The organism is Pseudomonas sp. Bc-h (genome assembly GCF_002080045.1).
Classification (GTDB): Bacteria; Pseudomonadota; Gammaproteobacteria; order Pseudomonadales; family Pseudomonadaceae; genus Aquipseudomonas.
On the sequence record NZ_MUIN01000007.1, the window covers coordinates 48,657 to 75,598 of the forward strand.

Annotated in this window: 22 protein-coding genes; 7 read left to right on the forward strand and 15 right to left on the reverse strand. The window is 60.0% G+C overall.

The genetic code is table 11. The features are described 5' to 3' along the window. Window positions 1-60: 60 nt before the first annotated feature. Entirely contained in the window at window positions 61-2,331 is a 2,271-nt protein-coding gene (gene rlmKL / locus BWR59_RS13150; protein WP_081566076.1) for a bifunctional 23S rRNA (guanine(2069)-N(7))-methyltransferase RlmK/23S rRNA (guanine(2445)-N(2))-methyltransferase RlmL, read from the reverse strand. A gap of 576 nt (window positions 2,332-2,907) precedes the next feature. Here rlmKL and rmf point away from each other — a divergent pair. After that, entirely contained in the window at window positions 2,908-3,123 is a 216-nt protein-coding gene (gene rmf / locus BWR59_RS13155; protein ID WP_010223328.1) for a ribosome modulation factor, read from the forward strand. A 162-nt stretch (window positions 3,124-3,285) separates the two neighbouring features. On the opposite strand, the gene BWR59_RS13160 is transcribed toward rmf, so the two are convergent. Next, window positions 3,286-4,308, reverse strand: coding sequence for a quinone-dependent dihydroorotate dehydrogenase (locus BWR59_RS13160; RefSeq protein ID WP_081566447.1), 1,023 nt, complete (start codon window positions 4,306-4,308; stop codon window positions 3,286-3,288). 278 nt (window positions 4,309-4,586) lie between these two features. Here BWR59_RS13160 and BWR59_RS13165 point away from each other — a divergent pair, with 278 nt between their 5' ends. From BWR59_RS13165 to cobA, 5 genes are all read left to right on the forward strand, one after another. Then, complete coding sequence (locus BWR59_RS13165; RefSeq protein WP_081566077.1) at window positions 4,587-5,807, forward strand: CmpA/NrtA family ABC transporter substrate-binding protein; 1,221 nt, start codon at window positions 4,587-4,589, stop codon at window positions 5,805-5,807. Window positions 5,808-5,819: 12 nt separating this feature from the next. Further along, the gene (locus BWR59_RS13170; RefSeq protein WP_081566078.1) at window positions 5,820-6,395 is read left to right on the forward strand and encodes an ANTAR domain-containing protein; all 576 of its coding nucleotides are present in this window, start codon (window positions 5,820-5,822) and stop codon (window positions 6,393-6,395) included. Between the two features lie 367 nt (window positions 6,396-6,762). After that, window positions 6,763-7,974: a nitrate/nitrite transporter gene (locus BWR59_RS13175; RefSeq protein ID WP_081566079.1), complete on the forward strand. Its 1,212-nt coding sequence runs from the start codon at window positions 6,763-6,765 to the stop codon at window positions 7,972-7,974. A gap of 18 nt (window positions 7,975-7,992) precedes the next feature. After that, window positions 7,993-9,687: a bifunctional protein-serine/threonine kinase/phosphatase gene (locus BWR59_RS13180; protein ID WP_081566080.1), complete on the forward strand. Its 1,695-nt coding sequence runs from the start codon at window positions 7,993-7,995 to the stop codon at window positions 9,685-9,687. 68 nt (window positions 9,688-9,755) lie between these two features. After that, entirely contained in the window at window positions 9,756-10,520 is a 765-nt protein-coding gene (gene cobA / locus BWR59_RS13185; RefSeq protein ID WP_081566081.1) for a uroporphyrinogen-III C-methyltransferase, read from the forward strand. Window positions 10,521-10,713: 193 nt separating this feature from the next. Here the strand turns inward: cobA and BWR59_RS13190 are convergent, their stop codons facing one another. The 8 genes from BWR59_RS13190 to ppsA all read right to left on the reverse strand — a co-directional run bounded on the left by BWR59_RS13190 (window position 10,714) and on the right by ppsA (window position 18,983). After that, window positions 10,714-11,748: an OmpA family protein gene (locus BWR59_RS13190; RefSeq protein WP_081566082.1), complete on the reverse strand. Its 1,035-nt coding sequence runs from the start codon at window positions 11,746-11,748 to the stop codon at window positions 10,714-10,716. Between the two features lie 107 nt (window positions 11,749-11,855). Continuing rightward, window positions 11,856-12,446 (reverse strand): RNA polymerase sigma factor SigX, encoded by a 591-nt coding sequence (sigX, locus tag BWR59_RS13195; RefSeq protein ID WP_081566083.1) that lies wholly within the window; start codon window positions 12,444-12,446, stop codon window positions 11,856-11,858. A gap of 90 nt (window positions 12,447-12,536) precedes the next feature. Further along, the gene (locus tag BWR59_RS13200; protein WP_081566084.1) at window positions 12,537-13,361 is read right to left on the reverse strand and encodes a mechanosensitive ion channel domain-containing protein; all 825 of its coding nucleotides are present in this window, start codon (window positions 13,359-13,361) and stop codon (window positions 12,537-12,539) included. A gap of 2 nt (window positions 13,362-13,363) precedes the next feature. Beyond that, window positions 13,364-13,627, reverse strand: a complete 264-nt coding sequence (locus BWR59_RS13205; RefSeq protein WP_081566085.1) for a CrfX protein — start codon at window positions 13,625-13,627, stop codon at window positions 13,364-13,366. An 87-nt stretch (window positions 13,628-13,714) separates the two neighbouring features. Continuing rightward, window positions 13,715-14,710 carry a zinc transporter ZntB gene (locus BWR59_RS13210; RefSeq protein WP_081566086.1) on the reverse strand — a complete coding sequence of 332 codons (996 nt, stop codon included), beginning with the start codon at window positions 14,708-14,710 and terminating at the stop codon, window positions 13,715-13,717. Between the two features lie 21 nt (window positions 14,711-14,731). Continuing rightward, entirely contained in the window at window positions 14,732-15,220 is a 489-nt protein-coding gene (gene rraA / locus BWR59_RS13215) for a ribonuclease E activity regulator RraA (RefSeq protein WP_081566087.1), read from the reverse strand. Between the two features lie 221 nt (window positions 15,221-15,441). Then, the gene (locus BWR59_RS13220) at window positions 15,442-16,434 is read right to left on the reverse strand and encodes an alpha/beta fold hydrolase (protein ID WP_081566088.1); all 993 of its coding nucleotides are present in this window, start codon (window positions 16,432-16,434) and stop codon (window positions 15,442-15,444) included. Between the two features lie 173 nt (window positions 16,435-16,607). Continuing rightward, on the reverse strand, window positions 16,608-18,983 hold the full coding sequence (gene ppsA / locus BWR59_RS13225; protein ID WP_081566089.1) for a phosphoenolpyruvate synthase: 2,376 nt from the start codon (window positions 18,981-18,983) through the stop codon (window positions 16,608-16,610). A 199-nt stretch (window positions 18,984-19,182) separates the two neighbouring features. Between ppsA and BWR59_RS13230 the strand changes: the two genes are divergently transcribed. Continuing rightward, entirely contained in the window at window positions 19,183-20,001 is an 819-nt protein-coding gene (locus tag BWR59_RS13230; RefSeq protein ID WP_081566090.1) for a pyruvate, water dikinase regulatory protein, read from the forward strand. Window positions 20,002-20,109: 108 nt separating this feature from the next. Here the strand turns inward: BWR59_RS13230 and prpF are convergent, their stop codons facing one another. The 5 genes from prpF to BWR59_RS13255 all read right to left on the reverse strand — a co-directional run bounded on the left by prpF (window position 20,110) and on the right by BWR59_RS13255 (window position 26,771). Then, window positions 20,110-21,300, reverse strand: coding sequence for a 2-methylaconitate cis-trans isomerase PrpF (prpF, locus tag BWR59_RS13235; RefSeq protein ID WP_081566091.1), 1,191 nt, complete (start codon window positions 21,298-21,300; stop codon window positions 20,110-20,112). Window positions 21,301-21,326: 26 nt separating this feature from the next. Next, a complete protein-coding gene (gene acnD / locus BWR59_RS13240) occupies window positions 21,327-23,921 on the reverse strand; it encodes a Fe/S-dependent 2-methylisocitrate dehydratase AcnD (protein WP_081566092.1) in 2,595 nt (864 codons plus the stop codon). A 65-nt stretch (window positions 23,922-23,986) separates the two neighbouring features. After that, window positions 23,987-25,114 carry a 2-methylcitrate synthase gene (gene prpC, locus BWR59_RS13245; RefSeq protein WP_081566093.1) on the reverse strand — a complete coding sequence of 376 codons (1,128 nt, stop codon included), beginning with the start codon at window positions 25,112-25,114 and terminating at the stop codon, window positions 23,987-23,989. Between the two features lie 47 nt (window positions 25,115-25,161). Beyond that, window positions 25,162-26,052: a methylisocitrate lyase gene (prpB, locus tag BWR59_RS13250; protein WP_081566094.1), complete on the reverse strand. Its 891-nt coding sequence runs from the start codon at window positions 26,050-26,052 to the stop codon at window positions 25,162-25,164. Then, window positions 26,049-26,771, reverse strand: coding sequence for a GntR family transcriptional regulator (locus tag BWR59_RS13255; protein WP_081566095.1), 723 nt, complete (start codon window positions 26,769-26,771; stop codon window positions 26,049-26,051). Before BWR59_RS13255 ends, prpB begins: the two co-directional genes overlap by 4 nt. Between the last annotated feature and the right edge of the window lie 171 nt (window positions 26,772-26,942).

Below are 26,942 nucleotides of genomic sequence, written 5' to 3' on the forward strand. Positions count from 1 at the left end.
GTCGCCCTGGTTATAACGCCTTCAAGGCGCCGACCGGGAAAGGTCAGCGCCTGAAGCGGTTCAGCGGGCGGTGATCTTCCAGGCGCGATGGATTTTCCCGTTGCGGGCAAAATCCGGGTCGATGGTCTGCTGGGTGATTTCCTCGACCACATAGCGTTCGGCGAGGTTGTCTTCCAGCTGGAACTTGCGGAAGTTGTTGGAGAAATACAGCACGCCGCCGCTGGCCAGACGCGCCATCGCCAGGTCGATCAATTGCACCTGATCGCGCTGCACGTCGAACACCCCTTCCATGCGTTTGGAGTTGGAGAAGGTCGGCGGGTCGATGAAGATCAGGTCGTACTCGTCGCGGCTGCTTTCCAGCCACGCCATGACATCGCCCTGCTCCAGACGGTTCTTGTCCGAAAAACCGTTGAGCGACAGGTTGCGTCGCGCCCAGTCGAGGTAGGTTTTCGACAGGTCGACGCTGGTGGTGCTGCGCGCGCCACCCTTGGCCGCGTGCACGCTGGCGGTCGCGGTGTAGCAGAACAGGTTGAGAAAGCGCTTGCCGGCCGCTTCTTTCTGGATGCGCATGCGCATCGGGCGATGGTCGAGGAACAGACCGGTATCCAGGTAATCGGTCAGGTTGACCAGCAGCTTGATGCCGCCCTCGTTGACCTCGTTGAACTTGCCCTGCGCGCTCTGACGTTCGTACTGTCTGGTGCCGCTCTGACGCTCACGACGCTTGACCACCACGCGGCTCTTGTCGATGTTCAGCGCCTGAGGAATGGCCGCCAATGCGTCGAACATGCGAATCGAGGCCTTTTCTGGGTCGATGGACTTCGGCGCGGCGTATTCCTGGACGTGAACCCAGTCGTGGTACAGGTCGATGGCCATGGCGTATTCCGGCATGTCGGCATCATAGACGCGGTAGCAATCGATGCCTTCGCGCTTGACCCACTTGCTCATGGCCTTGAGGTTCTTTTGCAGGCGGTTGGCGAACATCTGCCCCCCTTCGCTCAACCGCGGCTGCTCGATCACCGGCGCAGGGGCAGGCGTGGGCTTGATCGGGTTGCCGTTCTTGTTGAACTTGCGCTCTTGCGGCTCGTCCGGGGTCTGATCGTAGGCGGCTTGCTCGCGCTCGGCCTGGCGCTGCTCCGGGGTACGACGCTCACCGGTGACGAACTGGTCCGGCTGGACTTTGATCAGCAGCAGCTTGCACGGCAGCGCACCGTTCCAGAACGCGTACTGTTTATGGCTGCGGATGCCCATGCGCTTGCCCAGGTCCGGGGCGCCGGTGAACACCGCCGCTTCCCAGTTCAGGCAGGCCTGACGCAGGCGCTCGCCGAGGTTCTGATAGAGGTACAACAGGCTCGCTTCATCGCCCAGACGCTCGCCGTACGGCGGGTTGCAGATCACCAGGCCTTTCTGGTTCTGGTCCGGACGCGGCTCAAAGGTCGCGACTTCGCCCTGATAGATCTTGATCCATTCAGACAACCCGGCGCGCTCGACGTTGTTACGGCCGGGCTGAATCAGACGCGGGTCGGCTTCATAACCACGAATCCACGATGGCGGTTTGGCCAGCCCGGCTTCGGCGCGCGCCAGTGCTTCGTCGTGCAGCTTGCGCCACAGCGCCGGGACGTGGCCCAGCCAGGCGGAGAAACCCCAGCGTTCGCGCTTGAGGTTCGGCGCGATGTCGGCGGCGATCATCGCCGCTTCCACCAGAAAGGTACCCACGCCGCACATCGGGTCGGCCAGCGCGCCGCCCTCTGCGGCGATACGCGGCCAGCCGGAACGAATGAGAATGGCGGCCGCGAGGTTTTCCTTCAGCGGCGCCGCACCCTGCTGCAGGCGATAGCCGCGCTGGTGCAGACTGTGGCCGGACAGGTCCAGCGACAGAATCGCCTCGCCACGGTCCAGACGCAGATGCACGCGCAGGTCCGGGTTGAGCTTGTCGATCGAGGGGCGCAAACCGTCGGAGGTGCGCAGACGGTCGACGATGGCGTCCTTGACCTTCAAGGCGCCGAAATGGGTGTTGTCGATGCCCGAACCGTGACCGCTGAACTCGACGGCCAGAGTGCCGTCCGGTTCAAGATGGTCGGCCCACTCGATGTCGTGCACACCGTGGTAGAGGTCTTCGGCGTCCTTCATCGGGAAGCGCTTGAGCACCAGCAACACACGGTTAGCCAGGCGCGACCACAGGCACAGCCGGTACGCGGTCTCCATGTCGGCGCTGCCGCGGATGGTCGAGGTGTGTTCCCGGGTTTCCTGGAGGCCAAGCGCAGTGGCTTCCTCAGCGAGCAGGCCTTCGAGGCCTTTGGGGCAGGTGAGGAAAAGTTCGTAATGGTCCGACATCGGTATTCCAGAGCCTTTGGCTATGAGTGGCGGGACAACGCATTGTCCGACCCGATTCAAGCAGACGTCTTTCATGGAGAACGCCTGCGTGGCACACAAGTTGTGCCGATCCGCCGCAACGATACATTTCGACTGCGGCAGTGATGTCCATCAGCGCAAACCGATGAACATTCTGATATTAAAAAACCACTATTCAGCCCGACTACGGCAGTAATAAAAAGTCACATCACTGACCCTTCGTCGTTTTAAAACTGACGTCAATCAGCCATCAGTTGTACATGAGAACGACTCGCACATTTCATCAAGACCCTCGGATCAGGGCGCCTCGCGGAAAAAGTGCCCTCGAAACGATTCAGCGCTTATGGTCTTTATGCCTCAATGGTGACGCTCTTATGACAAAACGGTCATTCACAGCGTCCCAAGCATTGGTTAGAAATCAACTCAGGTTGTCGCCGCAACGACGACAGCACCACGCCCGCGACGCCGGCAGCGGGCATGCAAAGGCAGAAGATTTCTGCCCGACCTCGACCTGAGGTCTCCAGGGACATAACAGTCAACAAACGAGGGCAACACCCTATGAGAAGACTTAAGCGTGATCCGTTGGAAAGAGCTTTTTCGCGCGGATATCAATACGGCGTAACTGGTAAATCCCGTGAGCTTTGCCCATTTACTCTACCGTCGGTACGTCAAGCCTGGATCAACGGCTGGCGAGAAGGACGCGGCGACAACTGGGACGGTATGACTGGCACTGCGGGTATACACAGACTCAACGAACTTCACGCGGTCGGCTGACACTACACCATTACCAAAGGTAAATTCCGACTCAAGATTTCTTCGACAATCTGATTTCGTTTCACATTAACCATGCACGTCCCATCCGGGCGGCGGGCTAAAGCCCAAGAGGGGTTCCACACGGAGCCCCTCTTTTTGTTTCGGCTTTCTGGCGAGGCGTTGTTATCGAGGCATCGCCGCGATGGCATCCACGGACTCGCGAATCAGCGCCGGGCCCTTGTAGATGAAACCCGAATAGACCTGCACCAGGCTGGCACCGGCCGCGATCTTCTGCGCAGCGTGTTTACCTTCGGTGATCCCGCCTGCCGCGATGATCGGCAACTTGCCGCCCAGCTCACCGGCCAGCACCTTGACGATGTGCGTGCTCTTGTCGCGTACCGGCGCACCGGACAGACCGCCCGCCTCGTCGGCATGGGGCAAGCCCTCGACGCCGACGCGGCTGAGCGTGGTGTTGGTGGCGATCACTGCGTCCATCCCCGACTCCAGCAACGCACTGGCGACCAGTACGGTTTCTTCGTCGCTCATGTCCGGCGCGATCTTGATCGCCAGCGGCACACGCTTGCCATGGATGCCAGTCAGCTCTTCCTGACGCACACGCAGCGCTTCCAGCAGTTGCTTGAGCGAGTCACCGAACTGCAGACTGCGCAGGCCCGGGGTGTTCGGCGAGCTGACGTTAACCGTGATGTAGCTGGCGTGGTCGTAGACCTTGTCCAGGCAGATCAGGTAGTCGTCGACCGCGCGCTCGACCGGAGTGTCGAAGTTCTTGCCGATGTTGATGCCCAGCACACCCTTGTATTTGGCGGCCTGCACCCGGCTGACCAGGTTGTCGACGCCCAGATTGTTGAAACCCATGCGGTTGATGATGCCTTCGGCGTGCGGCAGGCGGAAAATCCGCGGTTTAGGGTTGCCTGGCTGAGGACGCGGGGTCACGGTGCCGATTTCAACGAAGCCGAAACCCAGCTGGGCGAAGCCGTCGATGGCCGCACCGTTCTTGTCCAGACCGGCGGCAAGGCCTACCGGGTTGGGAAACTGCAAGCCCATGACCGTCACCGGCAACCGCGCGGGCGCCTTGTTGAACAGGCCATTGAGCCCCAGACGACCGCCGGCACCGATCAGGTCGATGGACAGATCGTGGGAGGTTTCCGGGGAGAGTTTGAACAGTAACTGGCGGGCCAGGTTATACATGGGCGGGCGCGGCTCGATTGCGGCTGAAGTCAGCGGCGGATTATAGACGGGGGCAAGGGTGTTGCGCGAGGCATGTCGCGAACTTTGCGCAGGCTGCCTCGCGGCGCTGGCATATGCCTTGCTTTGGTTCTGTTCATTGAACCCGATCCAACGGCGGACCGGGTCCTCGGACAATGGCGTCGTTTTCGTCCCGGCTCAGGCCCGGACGGGGCGGCGTTTTTTTATGGAAGGCCGGTCCTCCCCTCTTCGGGAGGGTCCCTTCAGGCGGAACCGAAATCATGAATGACACCCTCAACACACCACTGGCCTGGGTCAACGGCAGCGACGCGCCGGAATTGAACAGCATCGACGTCGGCTTCATGGCCCTCACCGACAGCGCCTCGCTGATCGTTGCCGCGACGCAAGGATTCGCCCAGCCTTATGGCCTGAACATCAATCTACAGCGCCAGCCTTCGTGGGCCAGTCTGCGCGACAAGTTGGTCAGCGGCGAGTTGCATGCGGCGCACAGCCTCTATGGCCTGGTGTACGCAGCGCAGTTGGGGATCGGCGGGCCAGCCAAGGACATGGCGGTGCTCATGGGCCTCAACCAGAACGGTCAGAGCATCAACCTTTCCTCGACGCTACAGAATCAAGGCGTGATCACTCCTGAGGCGCTGGACCGTCGCACGCACCAAAGCGGGACGAAACTGACCTTCGCCCAGACACTGCCCACTGGCAATCACGCCATGTGGCTGTATTACTGGCTCGCCAGCCAGGGCGTTCATCCGCTGGAAGACGTCGACAGCGTGGTGGTCCCGCCGCCACAGATGGTCGAACACCTCAAGGCGCAACGCATCGACGGCTTTTGCGTCGGCGAGCCTTGGGGTGCCAGCGCCGTGAATCAGCATCTGGGGTTCACCCTGGCGACCAGTCAGACCATCTGGCCGGATCACCCGGAAAAGGTCCTCGGCTGCACGCTGGAGTTCGTCCAGCAATACCCCAATACAGCGCGAGTGCTGATCATGGCGGTGCTGGAGGCCAGTCGGTTTATCGAGGAAAGCCTCGATAACCGCCGCAGCACCGCGCAAATGCTCAGCGGCAGCGAGTACGTGAACGCCCCGGTCGAAGACATCGAAGCGCGACTGCTGGGTGAGTACAGCGACGGGCTGGGCAATCACTGGCAGGATCACCACGCGGTCAGCTTCCATCGCAAGGGCGAGGTCAACATGCCATGGCTGTCGGATGGCATGTGGTTCATGACCCAGTTTCGTCGTTGGGGCTTGTTACGAGAGGACCCGGACTACCTGGGCGTGGCTTCTCAGGTGCAGCAACTCGCGCTCTATCGTCGAGCGGCCGAAGCCTTGGACATCAAGGTCCCTGCTACGGCCCTGCGCAGCAGCCAGTTGATCGACGGCAAGGTCTGGGACGGCAGCGATCCGGTCGGCTATGCCCGCAGCTTCAAACTGCACGCACTGGCCGATGCCGAGCCTGTAGTCGCCGATCCAGTCGCTGACGAATAAGGAGACGCCAACATGCTGCGAATCCTGCTGATAAACGACACACCGAAGAAAGTCGGACGCCTGAAAGCTGCCCTCATCGAGGCGGGTTTCGAGGTGATCGACGAGTCCGGCCTGATTATCGACCTGCCTGAGCGGGTGCAGGCGGTGCGCCCGGACGTGATCCTGATCGACACCGAGTCTCCCGGCCGTGACGTCATGGAGCAAGTGGTGCTGGTGACCCGCGACCTGCCCCGCCCGATCGTCATGTTCACCGACGAGCACGACCCCGGCGTCATGCGCCAGGCCATCAAATCCGGGGTCAGCGCCTACATCGTCGAGGGCATCCACGCCCAACGTCTGCAGCCCATTCTCGACGTGGCCATGGCGCGCTTCGAAAGCGATCAGGACCTGCGTGCGCAACTGCACGCCCGCGACCAACAACTGGCCGAGCGCAAACGCATCGAGACCGCCAAAGGCCTGCTGATGAAGATGAAAAACTGCAACGAGGAAGAGGCCTACACCCTGATGCGCCGACAGGCCATGAGCCGTCAGCAGAAACTGATTCAGGTCGCCGAACAGATCATTGCCATGAGTGAACTGCTGGGGTGATTAAAGCCTTCTGGCAACGCACACACCTTGAAATGACGGACCTGTAGAAGTCCGGCTTGCCGGGGGTAGCGAATTCAAGGCCGCGACCGCCGGCAAGCCGGACTGATACAGAGATTGAGTCAGGGCCTTATGGCCCGCTCCTTGCTAGATAGATCCCACAGGTAGCCAACGGCGGTTGCCCCCACTTACGACAAAGACGTCGCACACCCCTTCGCCAGACGCGGACAGGGTTGCGACGTTTTTGCGTTTTTGGCCCCCGAGAAAGGGCCGGGGTGGAGCGCCGGGTTGGTGCTTCGCCTGCAAGACCTGACCCGTGACGGTGCGACAGACCCACGCCCGCGACGATTTCCTGCAGATGAGGTGTTAGATGACTACAAGTTTCTGGAAAGCCGGCCACAAACCCACGCTGTTCGCAGCCTTCCTCTACTTCGACCTGAGCTTCATGGTCTGGTACCTCCTCGGCCCGCTGGCGGTACAGATCGCCACCGACCTGCACCTGACCACCCAGCAACGCGGCCTCATGGTTGCGACGCCGATTCTGGCAGGTGCCATTCTGCGGTTTGCGATGGGGATGCTGGCTGACCAGCTGTCCCCAAAAACCGCCGGAATCATCGGCCAGGTCATCGTCATCGTTGCGTTGCTCTGCGCCTGGCAACTGGGCATTCACAGCTACGAACAAGCCTTGCTGCTCGGGGTGTTTCTCGGCATGGCCGGCGCCTCGTTTGCGGTGGCCCTGCCCTTGGCCTCGCAATGGTATCCGCCACAGCATCAGGGCAAGGCCATGGGTATTGCAGGGGCTGGCAACTCGGGCACCGTGTTCGCGGCACTGATCGCGCCGGTGCTAGCGGCCAGTTTCGGCTGGAGCAACGTGTTCGGCTTTGCCGTCGCGCCGCTGCTGCTGACCCTGATCGCGTTCTCGCTGATGGCCAAAAACGCGCCAGAGCGTCCAAAAGCCAAATCCATGGCCGACTATTTCAAGGCCTTGGGAGACCGTGACAGCTGGTGGTTCATGTTCTTCTACAGCGTCACCTTCGGCGGCTTCATCGGCCTGGCCAGCGCCCTGCCCGGCTACTTCAACGATCAATACGGCCTGAGCCCGGTGACCGCTGGCTACTACACCGCCGCCTGCGTTTTCGGTGGCAGCATGATGCGTCCCCTCGGTGGTGCGCTGGCCGACCGGTTCGGCGGCATCCGCACCCTGTCGGGAATGTACGCAGTGGCGGCGATCTGCATCGCCGCCGTGGGTTTCAACCTGCCCAGTTCCTGGGCCGCACTGGCACTGTTCGTCGCTGCGATGCTTGGCCTGGGTGCAGGCAACGGCGCGGTATTCCAGTTGGTACCGCAGCGTTTTCGCAAGGAAATCGGCGTGATGACTGGCCTGATCGGTATGGCGGGCGGCATCGGCGGCTTCCTGTTGGCAGCCGGCCTTGGCGCGATCAAGCAGAACACCGGCGATTATCAACTGGGCCTGTGGCTGTTCGCCTTGCTCGGCGTGCTGGCATGGTTCGGTCTGATGAACGTCAAACGTCGCTGGAGGACCACCTGGGGTTCTGCAGCCGTGACGGCTGCTCGCGTCTGACTCGCCTGAGGAATCGCGATGAACCAGCCCCTGACGTTGAACCCGGTCGCTCCGGTTGGCCTGCAATTGCGCTTCGCCGAGTTCAGCGCCAGCGGTCCGCGGGCGGAAAACCAGGACGCCACGCGCCTGGTCACCCCCGCCCCTGCGCTCGCCGCCAGCAAGGGCTATCTGTTTGCGCTGGCCGATGGCGTCAGCCAATGCGTCGACGGCGGCCTGGCTTCCCGCTCAACGCTTCAGGCCTTGGCGCTGGATTACTACTCGACGCCCGAAACCTGGGGCGTCGCGCAGGCCCTGGATCGCCTGTTGCTGGCGCAGAATCGCTGGCTGCAGGCGAACGGCCTGCTGACCACGCTCAGTGCCGTGGTTCTGCGAGGTCGTCGCTTCACCCTGGCCCATGTCGGCGACTGCCGAGTGTATCGCTGGTTCGAAGGCAATCTGCAGAGGATCAGCGAGGATCACGTCTGGGAACAACCCGACATGCAGCATGTGCTCAAGCGCGCACTGGGGCTGGATCAGTACGTGGTCATGGATTACCTCGACGGCGAGCTGCGCCAGGGCGAGCGGCTGTTGCTGATCAGCGACGGCGTCTGGTCGAGATTGAACGACGCTAACATTCGCACGATTCTCAACGATCAGCATGACCTCGACGCCGCAGTCCGGGCACTGGTCAAATCCGCACATCTGGCGGGCAGTCAGGACAACGCCAGCGCGCTGCTGATTCAGGTCGATCAGGTGGGCGCCGACACCCTGGGTGACACACTGCTGCAGTTGCAGCAGTGGCCATTACCCCCGGCCCTTAAAGCGGGTCAGATGTTCGAGGGCTGGCAAGTCGAAACTTGCCTGGGGGACTCCCGTCAGTCGCTGCTGTACCGGGTGCGCGACGGGCAGCAGCAACGCTGGCTGCTCAAGACCTTGCCCGACACTCGCCACGAGGAAAACGGCGCCGGTCAGGCACTGTTGCTGGAGGAATGGTTTCTACGCAGGGTCGCAGGGCGATTCTTTCCGGAAGTTCATCCGCTGCCCGAGCGCCAGCACCTGTACTACCTCATGCGCGAGTATCCCGGACAAACCCTCGCCCGAATTTTCGAGCAACAAGGCCCGATGGAACTGGCGCGCTGGCTGAGTCTGGCGCGGGATTTGATCGGCGCGGTGGGCTTGCTGCATCGGCGCAATATCGTGCACCGCGACATCAAGCCGGAAAATCTGCTGATCGACGACGCCGGGGTGCTGCGGGTGCTGGATTTCGGTCTGGCATTCTGCCCCGGGCTGTCGGCCGCTTCGCCGGGAGAAGTCCCTGGCACCCCGAGCTTCATCGCGCCGGAAGCCTTTGAAGGCACCGAGCCTGCGCCCGCGCTGGACCTCTACGCCGCCAGCGTCACCTTGTATTTCCTGCTCACTGGCCATTATCCGTATGGGGAAATCGAGGCCTTTCAGCATCGACGCTTCGGCAACCCCGTGCCTGTCAGCCGTTTTCGCCCCGATGCCCCCGAGTGGTTGGAGCGGCATCTGGATCAAGCGCTGCAAGCCCATCCAGCAAAGCGCTTCGAGACTGCCGAGCAATGGCTGCTGCAATTGCAACAAGGCGAGCTGGCAACGCTGGAAATCCGCCCCAGGCCGCTGCTGGAGCGCGAACCACTGAAGGTATGGCGGAGCATCGCATTGCTGTCGCTGCTGCTGAATCTGCTGCTGTGGATCTGGCTGTTTAAACATTGATTACAACGAATTCAACTCAGCTGACCGCTGCCACGATTGCGGTCGAGCCATGCACCGAGGGTAATGTCATGAATGCAAAAGTCTGGCTGGTAGGCGCAGGCCCTGGCGATCCTGAACTGCTGACCCTCAAGGCGGTACGCGCGCTGGGCGAAGCCGATGTGGTGCTGATCGATGATCTGGTCAATCGCGCCGTACTCGAACACTGCCCTGCTGCGCGGGTGATCGCGGTGGGAAAACGCGGTGGCTGCCGCTCTACCCCGCAATCGTTCATCCAGCGCCTGATGCTGCGCTACGCCCGACAAGGCAAATGCGTGGTCCGCCTTAAAGGCGGCGACCCGTGCATCTTCGGGCGCGGTGGTGAAGAAGCCCAATGGCTGGGTGCGCACGGCATCGCCGTGGAAATCGTCAACGGCATCACTGCAGGCCTGGCAGGCGCCACACAAAGCGGCATCTCCCTGACGTTGCGCGGAATCGCCCGGGGCGTAACGCTGGTGACCGCGCACACTCAGGACGACAGCAGCCTGAACTGGCGCGCTCTCGCGCAGAGCGGCACCACGCTCGTCATCTACATGGGCGTCGCGAAACTGGGAGATATTCGAGAACAACTGCTAGCCGGAGGAATGTCGGCCGAGACCCCGGTGGCAATGATCGAGAACGCGTCGTTGCCGCATCAGCGCGAATGTCACAGCTCGCTGAAGGCCATGCAGGACGACGCACAGGCCTTCGAATTGCAAAGCCCGGCGGTGCTGGTAATCGGTGAAGTCGCGCGTCAGAAGCATGTACTGGGCAGCGCTAGGGATTCTGCACAAGGGCTGCAGCGGCTTAAGGGCTGAGAGAGTATTCGCACAGCTATTCGGGATGTTCTGACTGGCGTACCGTTGCGACAGGCACCCATGAAGAGCGCGCCATGCTCGACACCAATTTGATATCACTGGCGCGTTTTAGCGAAAAGTTTCCTCCCCAATGACCCTCATCAGTAAAAGAAAAACCCGGCCGAGGCCGGGTTTTTCTTGAAGCGGGGGCTAATTACTTAGCTTGGGCTTCTACTTGTGCTTCTACGCGACGGTTAACAGCGCGGCCAGCCTCGGTTGCGTTATCAGCAACTGGACGGGTTTCGCCGTAGCCAACCGAGTTCACGCGGTTAGCGCCAACACCGTACTGGTTAACCAGAACTTGCTTAACGGCGTTTGCACGACGCTCGGACAGTTTCTGGTTGTAAGCGTCAGGACCGACGGAGTCAGTGTGACCTTCAACAGTGGTGGTGGTTTGTGGGTACTGCTTCATGAAGTCAGCCAGGTTCTTGATGTCGCCGTAGCTGTTTGGCTTGACGACCGACTTGTCGAAGTCGAATTTCACGTCCAGCTCAACACGTACGACTTCAGCAACAGCCGGGCAACCGTTGGCGTCAACGGTAACGTTGGCCGGGGTGTCTGGGCACTTGTCGACGTTGTCGCAAACGCCGTCGTTGTCGCTGTCGGAGCACACTTCAGCTACTGGAGCCGGTGCTGCTTCAACTTTCTTCGAACCGCCACCGAAGTTCACGCCGATACCGACGCTAGGAGCCCACTCGGTGTCGCCCTGGTCGATGTTGTACTGAGCTTCAACGCCAGCACGGGCATAGAAGTTGTCGGTGAAGTACAGCTTGGCACCGCCGCCGATGTTGGCGAAGGTGGAGCGGTTACGACCGCCGCTGCCGTTCTGACCGATGCTCTGATCGGAGAAACCAGCCGAGACGTACGGACGCAGCATGTCGCCCGGGTTGTTGAAGTGGTACAGAGCGTCCAGAGCGGTGTTCGCGCCCTTGATGTTCTTACCGTCGTCGCTACGGACGTTGTGCACTTCGTCGTAGCCCAGACGCAATTCAACATCGTCGGTCAGGAAGTAGCCAACAGAACCGCCGAACAGGTTGCCGTCGTTCTTGAAATTACGAGCGCTGTCGAACTGTTCTTTCTTGGCGAAGCCTTCGATTTCGACTGCGCCTTGGCCTTGTGCCAGAGCGCCGAACGAAGTTGCGGCAACAATAGTACCAATGGCCAAGCCCAAGGTGTTTTTCAGTTTCATCCGTTAAATCCCCATCTGGTGATTGTAAAGCAGTCCCACTTATCGAGGGACAACTCATCGGCAAGTCTATCAGAACTTGCCTGCCCGTTAGAGATATTTGCTCCGAGTTAAGTTTCGGTGATGCCTGCAAATTTCTCACGTAATTTATCAAGTGCCCTTTTGTATCGCATTTTTGTGGCACTCAGGCCCATATGCATTATGTCTGCGATCTCCTGAAATTCCAGTTCCGCGACAAAGCGTAGCACCAGAATTTCCCTGTCGATCGGGTTCACATGCACGAGCCAGCGATCGAGGCCGCCCTTCTCTTCCGGTTTCGGCGTCTTCTCTTCAGACGCTTCCTCGAGGGGGTCCAGACTCAAAGCGTCCATCAACCGACGCTTTCGCCGCTCCTTCCTGTACTGCGTGATGCATTCGTTGTAGGTGATGCTGTAGAGCCAGGTTTTGAACTTCGATTTCCCTTCGAAATTCTTCAATCCATACAACACCTTAAGCATCACCTCCTGACAGACATCGTCAGCATCGCGATCGTTCCCTAAATACCGTGCGCAGACGTTAAAAAGTGTCCGCTGGTAGCGTCGCATCAGCTCCTCGTAAGCCCGAGTCACGTGAAACAACTCGGCGTGCGAGCGCGCAACCAACTCCTCATCGGAGAGCTCGCGGGGGTCGTAACGCAGTGAGGGCGATTGGGGTTTATTCAAAACAAGTCGTGCCGACAGTCAGGTAGATGTCCGCCAGGTCCCGAGGTTCCCCGGGATTTTGCGGCGGCATACATTAGCAGATTTGCCGGTTCAGCGGCTGCTCACTCGCTGCTCGAGAAGGATTCGGTTCGACATCGATACCAGTTCTCCTTCATCGGTCAGCAGGGTGGTTTTCACCGTGCCAATCTCTTCAATCTGCCCTTCGACCTCTCCAACACGCACTTGTTGCCCTACCTGGTACAACTCCCTCACATAAATTCCTGCCAGGATCTGGCTCGCGATTTCGCGGCTCCCCAGCCCCATGGCCAGCGCAATTGCCAGACCAACGGTAATCAATCCGATAACGATAACGTGGTTCAGCAGGTCGGTTTTCACCTCCAGCTGGCTGATCGCCACCGAAATACTGATGATGATCACCAGCCACTGAGCGATTCGCCCAAGGCCTGCTGCGTAATCGAGGCCGACACCTTCAGCCGCGCCCCGCACGATACCGTTGACCAACTGCGCCAGCAGCACACCTACCAACAGCACCAACGCCGCGCCGAACACCTTCGGCAAATACAGCGCCAGCATGTCCAGCGTCGCCGAGACCCGCTCAAGGCCGAGGGATTCTGCCGCCGACACCAGAAAAATCAAGAGCACAAACCAATACACGATCTTTCCGATCAGCGTCGAAATCGGGACCTGGACGCCCGCTCGACTGATCAGTTTGGTCAGGCCGGTGCCGCCCATCAGGCGATCCAGACCCAGCTTTGCCAACAGTTTGGACAACAGGGTATCGAGCAGCTTGGCGACCACGAAACCCAGAAGAACAACCACCAGAGCGCCGAACAGGTTCGGGATGAAGTTCGCGACTTTGGTCCACAACGCAGTCATTGCGGTAACCAGGCTCTGTGTCCAGAGATCCAATTCCATATTCAATCAGCCTTGTCTTGAGCACCGGAAAAAGTGTTGCCGGCAATCGTCGCCTTGCGACGGGAAACAGGTGAAACGTGAGCCGAACCGTTGTTCACGGCGATCATCAATGCTTGCGAGCAGCGGCCGAGCAGGCTGAACAGATCTCCTGCACCGACCTGGCGGTTCGCGGTCTTCAACACACGCCCGAGCGCTGCGTCATCGTCCCGGCTGGAGGACGAGGAATTGAGCATGTCTCGCAGTGATTCTTCAAACGGGTCGTGCATAGGCACCTCACGTGATGTCACTGAAAGACGCAGGCAATTTTGCATGAGTCACAAACTGCGTCTTAAACGACAGGTATTTTTTGCCCATCACACCCATCGCAGACGCTTGAACAGCCACATTTGCCCCACCGCGACGACGATCATCAGCACGCAGGCGAACAGAAAACCGTACGGATTATCCGACCCGGGAATGCCGCCGACATTGATGCCCAGCAAGCCCGTCAGAAAACTCATCGGCAGGAAGATTCCGGTGACGATCCCGAAGCGGTACATGGTGCGGTTCATCCGCTCGTTGAGGCGTCTATCTTCGGCCTCAAGCACCAGCCCCACTCGCTCCCGGGTCAATTCAAGCTCTTCCAGGTACCGCGTCAGACTATTGTTCAACTCGTTCCAGTAATCAGCATCGTCTTCAACGAACCAGGGCATCTTGCTGCGGGTCAACTGCGCGTAAATCTCACGCTGTGGATGCAGAAACCGACGCATCCCCGCTGCACGTCTGCGGATGTGCACCATGTTGTGATGCTCTGGCATATACCGTTCGTCGGCGTCTATGCGTTCTTCCATGTCGTCGACCAGTTCGGTCAACTCGCTGACCACCGCCTGCACCTTGTCGGTGAGCAACTGGGCCAGGTAAACCAGCAGCTCGGAAGCGGTTTTCGGCCCCTTGCCCTCTTTGAGCATCTCGATCAGCTCATCGGTCGCGCGCAGCGAACGCAGACGCAAGGAGATCACCCGCTGGGCGGCGGCAAAGATGCGCACCGAAACCATGTCCTCCGGTTCTGCGCCGGGGTTGAGGTTGACCCCACGCAAAAACAGCAGCAGTTCATCGCCCGGCAATGCCAGCAAGCGTGGGCGGGTGTTTTCTTCAAGCATCAGATCGCAGACGAATTCACTGAGACCACTGGCCGAACGCAGCCAGGTCTGGGTCTGCGGGTGGCTGCGATCCCAGTGCAGCCACACGCTTTCGTGCGGCTCCAGTTGCAGGCTATCCAGTTCGGTTCGAGCTATTGAACGCGCCCCGCCTTTACCGTCCAGTACCAGGGCATGTACCAGCCCCCACTGCGCGTTGGTCTCATCGAACATTCGCTGTCCTGTCTTGGCCGGTCAGTCCGGCATTTTCAAGGGGGTTGGCGATACGATGATGCCGTTGTTGTCGGCATACACATATTCACCCGGGCGGAACGTCACGCCCCCGAAACTCACTACCACGTTCAAATCGCCCAGACCGCGCTTGTCGGTCTTGAGCGGGTGACTGGCCAATGCCTGCACACCGAGATCGGTCTGCGCCAGGACATCGACGTCACGCACGCAACCATAAATGATCATGCCTTCCCAGCCATTCCTGGCTGCTTTCTCCGCCAGCATGTCGCCGAGCAATGCGCGGCGCAGCGATCCCCCGCCGTCGACCACCAGAACCTTGCCTTTGCCGTCCTGATCGGCCTGTTCACGCACCAGCGAATTATCTTCGAAGCACTTGAGGGTAACGATTTCTCCACCGAAGGAGTCGCGACCGCCAAAGTTGCTGAACATCGGCTCGACCACCTGAATCAGTTCAGGGTAGGCGTCGCACAAATCCGGAGTGATGTAGTGCATGGGGAACTCCTGTCAGTTGAGGCATGGTGTACAAGGATAAACCTGTTCGGTTCGGCTTCCAGTGGCACGCACGTCTGACCGCGCCAACCGCCACAATGCTTCCTTATATAGAACAAATACCTGACCGACGAGTCTTGTGTCCCAACCGTCCCTCTTCACCACTCGATTGGGTGTAGCTTAGCCCCAAGCCAGCGGCATAGGAATGCTCGCTAAGGCACAAATCAAGGAGTTGTCGCCACGTTCAGCGTTGATTCAGCAAAAACCACCCCAACTTGTTCATTGAGCCAGTCCGAGACCCGCGGCCAGACCTGTGTCTGCGCAGCCTTGCTGACCAGCATCTGCACGTGGCCGAAATCTTCGCTGTAGCCCTGCTCCCGCCCCAGACAAAGAAACGCCTTGCGCGGCGAACCGAATTGTTCGAACAGCTCACGGCAGGCCCATTCCGGATCCTGATGATCCCCTGCTCCCGCCACACAAAGCAGCGGCACCTCGACATGACGCAGTCCCGACCACCAATCGTCCTTCTTGTCACCGAAACGACCGAACAGTCCATGCCAGCGCATGCTCTCGAGCACAATGCCCATCGGCTCGTCTTCAGGACCGCGTTTGAAGCGCGGGCCGGAAATGTGTCCGAAGCGCTTGAACAGCAAGCGGGCGCTCCACTGCAGCGGGGGCACCTTCAGCGGCCAGTACTTGCGGGTGATCTGACTGCCGAACAAGGCCGCGGAAGCCACCTGATCGACGCCGAGATAATGCCCGCCCAGCGCAGCGGCCAGCGTCGTCCCGCCCAGGGAGTGACCGATCCAGTGCGGGGTCTGCCCGGTCTGCTCGCAGACGAAGGCGGCAATCGCCGGCAAGTCGTAACGCGCGTAGTCGGCAACACGGTTGTGCCGGTAAGCCTCATTACGCGCCGAGAGGCCATGACCGCGCATCTCCGGAATCCACACATCGAACCCGGCACGGGCCAGATAAGCGCCCAGGCCGATGCCTTTTGGGGAATACCAGAAGCGTCGATTGGAAAAACTGCCATGCAACAGAATGACTGGAACGCCGCGCACGTCGGGCGCGGCCACCAGACCCAGACGGGTCACGGCAAGTTCGACAGTGAAATCCAGACTGTTGCCGGGTTTGAGGCGGTACACGTCCTCGATCAGATCGCCACGTCGCTCGGCGCTGATCAAGGCCACGGGAAATAGATTGCTGCTGCTCTGCATATCGCTCTTGCTTGACTCTGAAATGGCGCACTGTCCGGAATAGCACGCTGATGCTGTCCCGGCGCTTAACCTGTCATCTGAAAAAGGCGCATAAAAAAGGGCGGAATCACTGAGACCGCCCTTCTTCAGAACGCTGGCCCATCGAAACGGGCCAGCATCTTACTCGATTTGCATCAGGTTGGAGCGTCCTGTTCGGACAGGAAGAACCAGGTCTCCAGTACCGAATCGGGGTTCAACGAAACGCTTTCGATGCCCTGTTCCATCAACCAGCGCGCCAGATCCGGATGGTCGGACGGGCCCTGACCGCAGATGCCGATGTACTTGCCAGCCTTGTTGCAGGCCTGAATGGCGCTGGACAGCAGCTTCTTGACCGCAGGATTACGCTCGTCGAACAGGTGCGCGATGATGCCGGAGTCACGGTCCAGGCCCAGGGTCAGCTGGGTCAGGTCGTTGGAGCCGATGGAGAAACCGTCGAAGAACTCGAGGAATTCTTCAGCCATCAGGGCGTTGGACGGCAGCTCGCACATCATGATCACGCGCAGACCGTTATCGCCGCGTGCCAGACCGTTTTCAGCCAGCAGGTCGACCACCTGACTCGCTTCGCCCAGGGTGCGCACGAACGGCACCATGATTTCGACGTTGGTCAGGCCCATCTCGTTGCGCACGCGCTTGAGGGCGCGGCACTCGAGCTCGAAGCAGTCGCGGAAGTTTTCGCTGATGTAACGCGAAGCACCGCGGAAGCCCAGCATCGGGTTTTCTTCTTCCGGCTCATACAGCTTGCCGCCGATCAGGTTCGCATATTCGTTGGACTTGAAGTCCGACAGCCGCACAATGACCTTCTTCGGCGCGAACGCTGCAGCCAGGGTACTGATGCCCTCGACCAGCTTCTCGACGTAGAAACCGACCGGGTCGTTGTAACCGGCGATGCGCTTGTCGACGCTTTCCTTGATGTCCAGCGGCAGGTTCGGGTAGTTCAGCAGCGCCTTGGGGTGCACGCCGATCATGCGGTTGATGATGAACTCCAGACGCGCCAGACCGATACCGGCGTTTGGCAGCTGGGCGAAGTCGAAGGCACGATCCGGGTTGCCGACGTTCATCATGATCTTGAAAGGCAGTTCCGGCATGGCATCGACAGAGTTCTGCTTGATGTCGAAACCCAGCTCGCCTTCGAAGATGTAACCGGTGTCGCCTTCAGCGCAGGAAACGGTCACGCCCTGGCCGTCTTTCAACAGCTCGGTGGCATTGCCGCAACCCACGACCGCCGGAATACCCAGCTCACGGGCGATGATCGCTGCGTGGCAGGTACGACCGCCACGGTTGGTGACGATGGCGCTGGCGCGCTTCATTACCGGTTCCCAGTCCGGGTCGGTCATGTCGGAGACCAGCACGTCGCCGGCCTGAACCTTGTCCATTTCGGACACGTCCTTGATGATCCGCACCTTGCCGGCGCCGATGCGCTGACCGATGGCACGGCCTTCGGCCAGAACGGTGCCCTTCTCTTTAAGAAGGTAACGCTCCATGACGTTGCCCGAACTGCGGCTCTTCACGGTTTCAGGACGCGCCTGAACGATGTACAGCTTGCCGTCGTCGCCATCTTTGGCCCACTCGATGTCCATCGGGCACTGGTAGTGCTTCTCGATGATCATCGCCTGGCGTGCCAGGTTGCTGACTTCTTCATCGGACAGGCAGAAACGCGCGCGATCCGCCGCTTCAACGTCGATCACCTTGACCGATTTACCGGCCTTGGCTTCTTCGCCGTAGATCATCTTGATGGCCTTGCTGCCCAGATTGCGACGCAGGATCGCTGGGCGACCGGCTTCAAGGGTGTTCTTGTGAACGTAGAATTCGTCCGGGTTGACCGCGCCTTGTACGACGGTTTCGCCCAGGCCGTAGGCGCCGGTGATGAACACCACGTCACGGAAACCGGATTCGGTGTCCAGGGTGAACATCACGCCAGCGGTACCGGTTTCGGAACGCACCATGCGCTGCACGCCAGCGGACAGCGCCACCAGCTTGTGATCGAAACCCTGGTGTACGCGGTAGGAAATGGCGCGGTCGTTGAACAGCGAAGCGAAGACTTCTTTCGCTGCGCGGATCACGTTTTCGACGCCACGGATGTTGAGGAAGGTTTCCTGCTGACCGGCGAAGGAGGCGTCAGGCAGGTCTTCTGCGGTGGCGGAAGAACGCACGGCAACGGCGATGTCCGGATTGCCGGCCGAGAGTTCGGCGAAGGCAGTACGGATCTCGGCGTTGAGCTTCTCGGGAAATTCAGCCTCCATGATCCACTGACGAATCTGCGCGCCGGTTTTTGCCAGTGCGTTGACGTCGTCGACGTCCAGGGCATCGAGTGCCGCGTGAATCTGATCGTTCAGACCACTTTGCTCAAGAAAATCACGATAGGCCTGAGCTGTAGTGGCGAAGCCACCGGGAACGGAAACGCCTGCGCCCGCCAGGTTGCTGATCATCTCGCCGAGGGATGCGTTCTTGCCCCCCACGTGCTCAACATCATGTTTGCCGAGCTTATCGAGGGAAACTACGTACTCTACCAAGGTGATCTCTCCACTAACCGATTTGTTGTTGGGAAAAGCTTTGGTGCCTGAATCACAGGAAAAAAGCGATTCGGCGCACTGGTGGTCTGGATCCGGAAAACGCTGAATCTTGAAATAAAGCTAGAATGCGGCCAGTCATGGCACGCAAGCCCGCCTATGATATCCAAGAATCGTCACCAGCTTAAGGCCCAGGGCGCAAATGAAACGATCCGCTTTCTTTATCTCCGACGGCACCGGCATCACTGCCGAAACCCTTGGTCAGAGCCTGTTGGCGCAATTTGAAAACATAACATTCAACAAGTTCACCAGGCCCTACATCGACAGCGTCGAGAAAGCGCGGGCCATGGTCCAGCAAATCAACAAGGCCGCCGAGAAAGACGAGGTCCGTCCGATCATCTTCGACACCATCGTCAACCAGGACATCCGCGAGATCCTGGCAACCTCCGATGGCTTCATGATCGACATCTTCTCAACCTTCCTGGCCCCGCTCGAGCAGGAGCTTAGTTCACACTCCTCCTACTCGGTGGGCAAATCACATTCCATCGGCCACAACTCCAATTACATGGAGCGGATCGAGGCAGTGAACTTCGCGCTGGACAACGACGACGGCGCCAGAACCCACTATTACGACAAGGCCGACATCATTCTGGTAGGTGTTTCGCGCTGTGGGAAGACGCCTACCTGTCTATACATGGCCATGCAATTCGGCATCCGCGCGGCGAACTATCCGTTGACCGAAGATGACATGGAACGCCTGCAGCTTCCGGCCGCGCTGAAACAGCATCGCAACAAGCTGTTCGGCCTGACCATCGACCCGGATCGGCTGACCGCCATCCGTCACGAACGCAAGCCCAACAGCCGTTATTCGAGTTTTGCCCAGTGTGAATTCGAAGTGCGCGAAGTGGAAAACCTGTTCCGCCGCGAGAACATTCCGAACATCAATTCCACGCACTTTTCCGTCGAGGAGATCTCGGCCAAGGTGTTAGTGGAAAAAGGCGTTGAACGGCGTTTCAAATAACACTTACACCCTGTAGCCGCCCGGCTTGCCGGCAGTGGCGCCTTCAGAAGCGCTTGCGCCCGGAGCCGGACAGCTACAGGGCTTGTTATTGATGCGAGAAACCGCTTCTTAGAAACAATCCCCCGGCACCCTGACCCAGCCTTCCATCAATACCCGCGCACTGCGACTCATGATGGCTTTCTTCACTGACCACTCGCCGTCGACAATTTCAGCCTCAGCGCCTACACGTAAGGTCCCCGAAGGATGGCCGAAACGTACCGCGCTGCGCTCGCCACCACCGGCGGCAAGGTTGACCAGCGTGCCCGGAATGGCAGCCGCCGTGCCAATCGCCACCGCCGCCGTGCCCATCATCGCGTGGTGCAACTTGCCCATGGACATGGCGCGCACCAGCAGATCGGCATCCTGCGCCGTGACGCACTTACCGCTTGACGACACATACTCGGCGGGCGCTGCGACGAACGCCACTTTCGGCGTGTGCTGACGTTTGGCAGCTTCGTCGACGTTGCCGATCAGCCCCATGCGCACGGCGCCGTAGGCACGAATGGTTTCGAACATGGTCAGCGCCTTCGGATCGCTGTTGATCGCGTCCTGCAGTTCGGCACCCGTGTAACCGATATCGCTGGCGTTGACGAAAATGGTCGGGATCCCGGCATTGATCATCGTCGCCTTGAACGTGCCTACACCGGGCACTTCCAGCTCATCCACCAGATTGCCGGTCGGGAACATCGAGCCACTGGCGCCCTCTTCTTCCGCGGCTGGGTCCATGAATTCCAGCTGGACCTCAGCGGCGGGAAACGTCACGCCATCGAGCTCGAAATCACCGGTTTCCTGTACCGCACCGTTGGTCATCGGCACGTGGGCAATGATGGTCTTGCCGATGTTGGCCTGCCAGATCCGCACCACCGCCACGCCGTTGTGCGGCACACGGCTGGCGTCGATCAGGCCGTTGCTGATGGCGAACGGCCCGACCGCAGCCGAGAGGTTGCCGCAGTTGCCGCTCCAGTCCACGAACGGTTTGTCGATAGAGACCTGGCCGAACAGGTAATCGACGTCGTGATCGGCCTTGATGCTTTTCGAGAGAATCACCGTCTTGCTGGTGCTCGAGGTCGCGCCGCCCATCCCATCGATCTGCTTGGCGTAGGGGTCGGGGCTGCCGATCACGCGCAGTAACAAGGAGTCACGCGCGGGGCCAGGCACCTGCGCGGCCTCAGGCAGGTCTTCCACACGAAAAAACACGCCCTTGCTGGTCCCGCCGCGCATGTAGGTCGCGGGGATCTTGATTTGTGCTGTATGAGCCATGAAATCGTTTTCCTTTATAAATCACATCAGGCGACGGCCGACGATTCGAGGAAATCCTGAGCGAAGCGCTGCAACACGCCACCCGCTTCGTAGATCGACACCTCTTCGCCCGTGTCCAGACGGCAGGTGACCGGCACTTCTACACGCTGGCCATTCTTGCGCTCAATCACCAGCGTCAGCGTGGCACGCGGGGTGCGTTCGCCGATGACGTCGAAGGTTTCGCTGCCGTCGATGCCCAGCGTCGTGCGGTTGGTACCCGGTTTAAACTCCAGTGGCAACACCCCCATGCCGACCAGGTTGGTGCGGTGGATGCGCTCGAAACCTTCGGCGACGATGGCCTCGACCCCCGCCAGACGTACTCCCTTGGCGGCCCAGTCGCGGGACGAACCCTGACCGTAATCAGCGCCTGCCACAATGATCAGCGGTTGCTTGCGCTCCATGTAGGTTTCGATGGCTTCCCACATCCGCGTGACCTTGCCTTCCGGCTCGACCCGCGCCAGCGAACCCTGCTTGACCTTGCCGTTGTCCTGCACCATTTCATTGAACAGTTTGGGGTTGGCAAAGGTTGCGCGTTGCGCCGTCAGGTGATCGCCGCGATGGGTCGCGTACGAGTTGAAGTCTTCTTCCGGCAGGCCCATTTTTGCCAAGTACTCGCCCGCAGCGCTGTTGAGCATGATGGCGTTGGACGGCGACAGGTGATCGGTGGTGATGTTGTCCGGCAATACCGCCAGAGGTCGCATGCCCTTCAGGGTACGCTCGCCCGCCAGCGCGCCTTCCCAATAAGGAGGACGACGGATATAGGTACTCATCGGACGCCAGTCATACAACGGGTCGACTTTGGGCCCGGTATCCTCGTGGATCGCGAACATCGGAATGTACACCTGACGGAACTGCTCCGGCTTGACCGACGCCTTGACCACGGCATCGATTTCCTCGTCCGTCGGCCAGATATCTTTCAGGCGAATTTCTTCGCCGGTTGCGCTGGTGCCCAGCACATCCTTCTCGATATCGAAGCGGATGGTACCGGCGATGGCGTAGGCGACCACCAATGGCGGCGAGGCAAGAAACGCCTGTTTGGCGTAGGGATGAATCCGCCCGTCGAAGTTGCGGTTGCCTGACAACACGGCGGTTGCGTACAGGTCGCGGTCGATGATTTCCTGCTGGATCACGGGATCCAGCGCACCCGACATACCGTTGCAGGTGGTGCAGGCAAACGCTACGACGCCGAAGCCCAATTGCTCAAGCTCAGAAGTCAGCCCTGCTTCATCCAGATACAACGCAACGGTCTTGGAACCTGGCGCCAGCGAGGATTTGACCCAGGGTTTGCGCATCAGCCCCAGCTTGTTGGCATTGCGCGCCAGCAAACCTGCGGCGATCACGTTGCGCGGGTTGCTGGTGTTGGTGCAACTGGTGATGGCGGCGATGATCACCGCGCCGTCGGGCATCTGGCCGGGAATTTCTTCCCATTGGCCGGAGATGCCTTTGCTCGCCAGATCCGATACCGCGACGCGAGCGTGGGGGTTGCTCGGGCCGGCCATGTTGCGCACCACCGAGGACAGATCGAAGGTCAGGCCACGCTCGTATTGCGCGCCTTTCAGGCTGTCAGCCCACAGGCCGGTGGTCTTGGCGTAGTGCTCGACCAGTTGCACCTGATCGTCTTCGCGGCCGGTGAGTTTGAGGTAATCGATGGTCTGCTGGTCGATGTAGAACATCGCAGCAGTGGCGCCGTATTCCGGCGCCATATTGGAAATGGTGGCGCGATCGCCCAGGGTCAGTGCCGAAGCACCTTCACCGAAGAACTCCAGCCATGCACCGACCACTTTTTGCTTGCGCAGGAACTCCGTGAGTGCCAGCACCATGTCGGTGGCAGTGATGCCCGGTTGCAGCTTGCCCGTCAGCTCGACGCCGACGCTTTCCGGCACGCGCATCCAGGATGCGCGACCGAGCATCACACTCTCGGCTTCCAGGCCGCCCACACCGATGGCGATCACGCCCAGCGCATCGACGTGCGGCGTGTGGCTGTCGGTGCCGACGCAGGTATCAGGGAACGCCACGCCGTCACGCAGCTGGATCACCGGAGACATTTTCTCCAGGTTGATCTGGTGCATGATGCCGTTGCCCGGCGGGATCACGTCGACGTTCTTGAACGCCTTTTTGGTCCAGTTGATGAAGTGGAAACGGTCTTCGTTGCGACGGTCTTCGATGGCGCGGTTTTTTTCGAACGCGTCGGGATCGGACCCGCCGCGCTCGACGGCCAGCGAGTGATCGACGATCAATTGCACCGGGACCACCGGATTCACTTGCGCCGGATCGCCGCCCATATCGGCGATGGCGTCGCGCAGGCCTGCCAGATCGACCAGCGCGGTCTGGCCGAGAATGTCATGACACACCACGCGAGCGGGAAACCACGGGAAATCCAGATCCCGCTTGCGTTCGATCAACTGGGTCAGCGAGGCCTTGAGCGTCGCAGGGTCGCAGCGGCGCACCAGGTTTTCGGCGAGCACGCGGGAGGTATAAGGCAGCGTTGCATAGGCGCCAGGTTTGATGGCATCGACTGCCGCACGGGCGTCGAAGTAGTCAAGCGAGGTGCCAGGCAATTGTTTGCGGTATTCAGTGTTCATACGCTGGACTCAATCACGGTAGGTTTTGAAGGGTGGCGAACCCCGTGGAGTTCGCCTTTTCCCAGTCAGCGGCGCTCGATTGGCAGGAACTTGCGCTGCTCGACGCCGATGTACTCCGCGCTTGGACGGATAATACGGTTATTGGCGCGTTGCTCGAACACGTGAGAGGCCCAGCCAGTCAGGCGCGAGCAGACGAAGATCGGCGTGAACAGCTTGGTCGGGATACCCATGAAATGGTAAGCCGAGGCGTGGTAGAAGTCGGCGTTGGGGAACAGCTTCTTCTGCTCCCACATGGTCTTGTCGATGGCCTCGGAGACCGGGAACAGGACCTTGTCGCCCACCTCGTCCGCGAGCTTCTTCGACCAACCCTTGATGACCTCGTTACGCGGGTCGTTGTCCTTGTAGATCGCGTGGCCGAAGCCCATGATCTTGTCCTTGCGCTCCAGCATGGCCAGCGTGCCTCTGGTCGCTTCTTCGGCCGAGGAGAACTTCTCGATCATGTCCATCGCCGCCTCGTTGGCGCCACCGTGCAGCGGGCCACGCAAGGTGCCGATCGCGGCGGTGATGCAGGAGAACAGATCTGACAGGGTCGACGCGCAGACCCGGGCCGTGAAGGTCGAGGCGTTGAATTCGTGCTCTGCGTACAGGATCAACGAAACGTCCATCACCTTGCGATGAAGTTCGCTTGGGGTCTTGTCCAGCAGCAGCTTGAGGAAGTGGCCGCCGATGGAGGTTTCATCGGTCACGCAGTCGATGCGTTTGCCATCGTGGCTGAAACGGTACCAGTAGCACATGATCGCCGGGAACGCGGCCAGCAGGCGGTCGGTGGCATCGCGCTGCTGTTCGAAACTGGTTTCCGGCTCCAGATTGCCCAGCATGGAGCAGCCAGTGCGCATGACGTCCATCGGGTGGGCGTCGGCAGGAATGCGCTCCAGTACTTCCTTGAGCGCTTGCGGCAAATCGCGCAGCTTCTGCAGTTTGCTCAGATAAGCGTCCAGTTGCGCCTGAGTCGGCAGCTCGCCGTACAGCAACAGGTAGGCGACTTCTTCGAAACGGGCATCGGCGGCCAGCTCGCGTACGTCATAACCACGGTAGGTCAACCCGGCGCCTGCCTGGCCAACAGTGGACAGGGCAGTCTGCCCGGCTACCTGGCCACGCAGGCCAGCGCCACTCAATACTTTTCCTTCAGCCATTGCTCTCTCCAATCTTGTAATTTTTCAGGGAATCGGCAATTCAGTGATTACGATTTCTTCTGCGCAAACAACGCATCCAGTTTCTGTTCGAAAGCGTGGTAATCGATGCGCTCATAGAGCTCCATGCGGGTCTGCATGGTGTCGACAACATTCTTTTGCGTGCCATCGCGGCGTATCGCGGTGTACACGTTTTCGGCGGCCTTGTTCATGGCACGGAATGCCGAGAGCGGGTAAAGCACCAGCGAGACTTCCGCCGATTTCAGTTCATCGGTGGTGAACAGGGGCGTGGAGCCGAATTCGGTGATGTTGGCCAGGATCGGTGCTTTCACCCGCGAGGCAAACAGTTTGTACATCTCCAGCTCAGTGATGGCTTCAGGGAAGACCATGTCGGCGCCCGCTTCGATGCACGCCGCTGCGCGATCCAGCGCCGATTCCAGACCTTCGACTGCCAGCGCATCGGTACGCGCCATGATCACGAAACTGTCATCGGTGCGCGCATCGACTGCGGCCTTGATGCGATCGACCATCTCCTGCTGCGAAACGATTTCCTTGCCCGGGCGATGGCCGCAACGCTTGGCGCCGACCTGATCTTCGATGTGCATGGCGGCCGCACCGAACTTGATCATCGATTTCACCGTGCGCGCGACGTTGAACGCTGAGGCGCCAAAGCCGGTATCCACGTCCACCAGCAGCGGCAACTCGCAGACGTCGGTGATGCGGCGCACATCGGTCAGTACGTCGTCCAGGCCGGTGATGCCCAGATCCGGTACCCCCAGAGAGCCGGCCGCGACACCGCCACCGGACAGGTAGATAGCCTTGAAACCCGCACGCTGAGCCAGCAATGCGTGGTTGGCGTTGATTGCGCCGACCACTTGCAATGGATGCTCGCTGGCCACGGCGTCACGGAAACGTTGGCCGGGAGTCGTTCTTGAAGTCATTGTTCACCTCGGGCAGTAGTAGCTTGATGATCCTGTTCTTGATAGCGCTGTTCGATGTTGCGTTTCGACGCGCCGATGTGGCGGCGCATCAACAATTCAGCCAGTTCGCCATCACGGTCGGCGATGGCGTCCAGAATGCGGTGATGTTCGGTGAAGGCCTGGCGCGGGCGGTTGGGCGTGGTGGAAAACTGGATGCGGTACATGCGCACCAGCTGGTAAAGCTCGCCGCAGAGCATCTGGGTCAAGGTGCTGTTGCGCGCCCCCTGAATAATCCGATAGTGGAAGTCGAAATCGCCTTCCTGCTGGTAGTAACCGACGCCGGCCTGAAACGCGGTGTCGCGCTCGTGGGTTTCCAGCACGTGCCGTAGTTCGGCGATCTCTTCGACCGTCATGCGCTCGGCGGCCAGACGACAGGCCATGCCTTCCAGCGATTCGCGAATCTCGTAGAGTTCCACCAACTCGGCGTGACTCAGCGAAACCACCCGGGCGCCGACGTGAGGAACGCGAACCAGCAGGCGCTGCCCCTCAAGGCGGTGGATCGCCTCACGCAGCGGCCCCCTGCTGATGCCATAGGTGCGCGCCAGCTCAGGCTCGGAAATCTTGCTGCCAGGGGCGATATCGCCTTTGACGATGGCGGCCTGAATCCGCCGAAACACGTTTTCGGACAGGGTTTCCGAATCGACTTGAGTGACGGCTGCAGTTTCGATGGCATCCAGCATTGTCGACACCTTTCATGTGAATGCGGCTAAAACTAGCGAATCGATGCCACGCAGTCAAAGACAATTTAAGGATTGTCGACAATCGTCTAATAACCACTAAATCTTAGGAGCTTTCCTACAGAGCAAGTCGGCCACGCCCTTCGCTGGCGCCGTAAAAGCTTCATGCTAGAA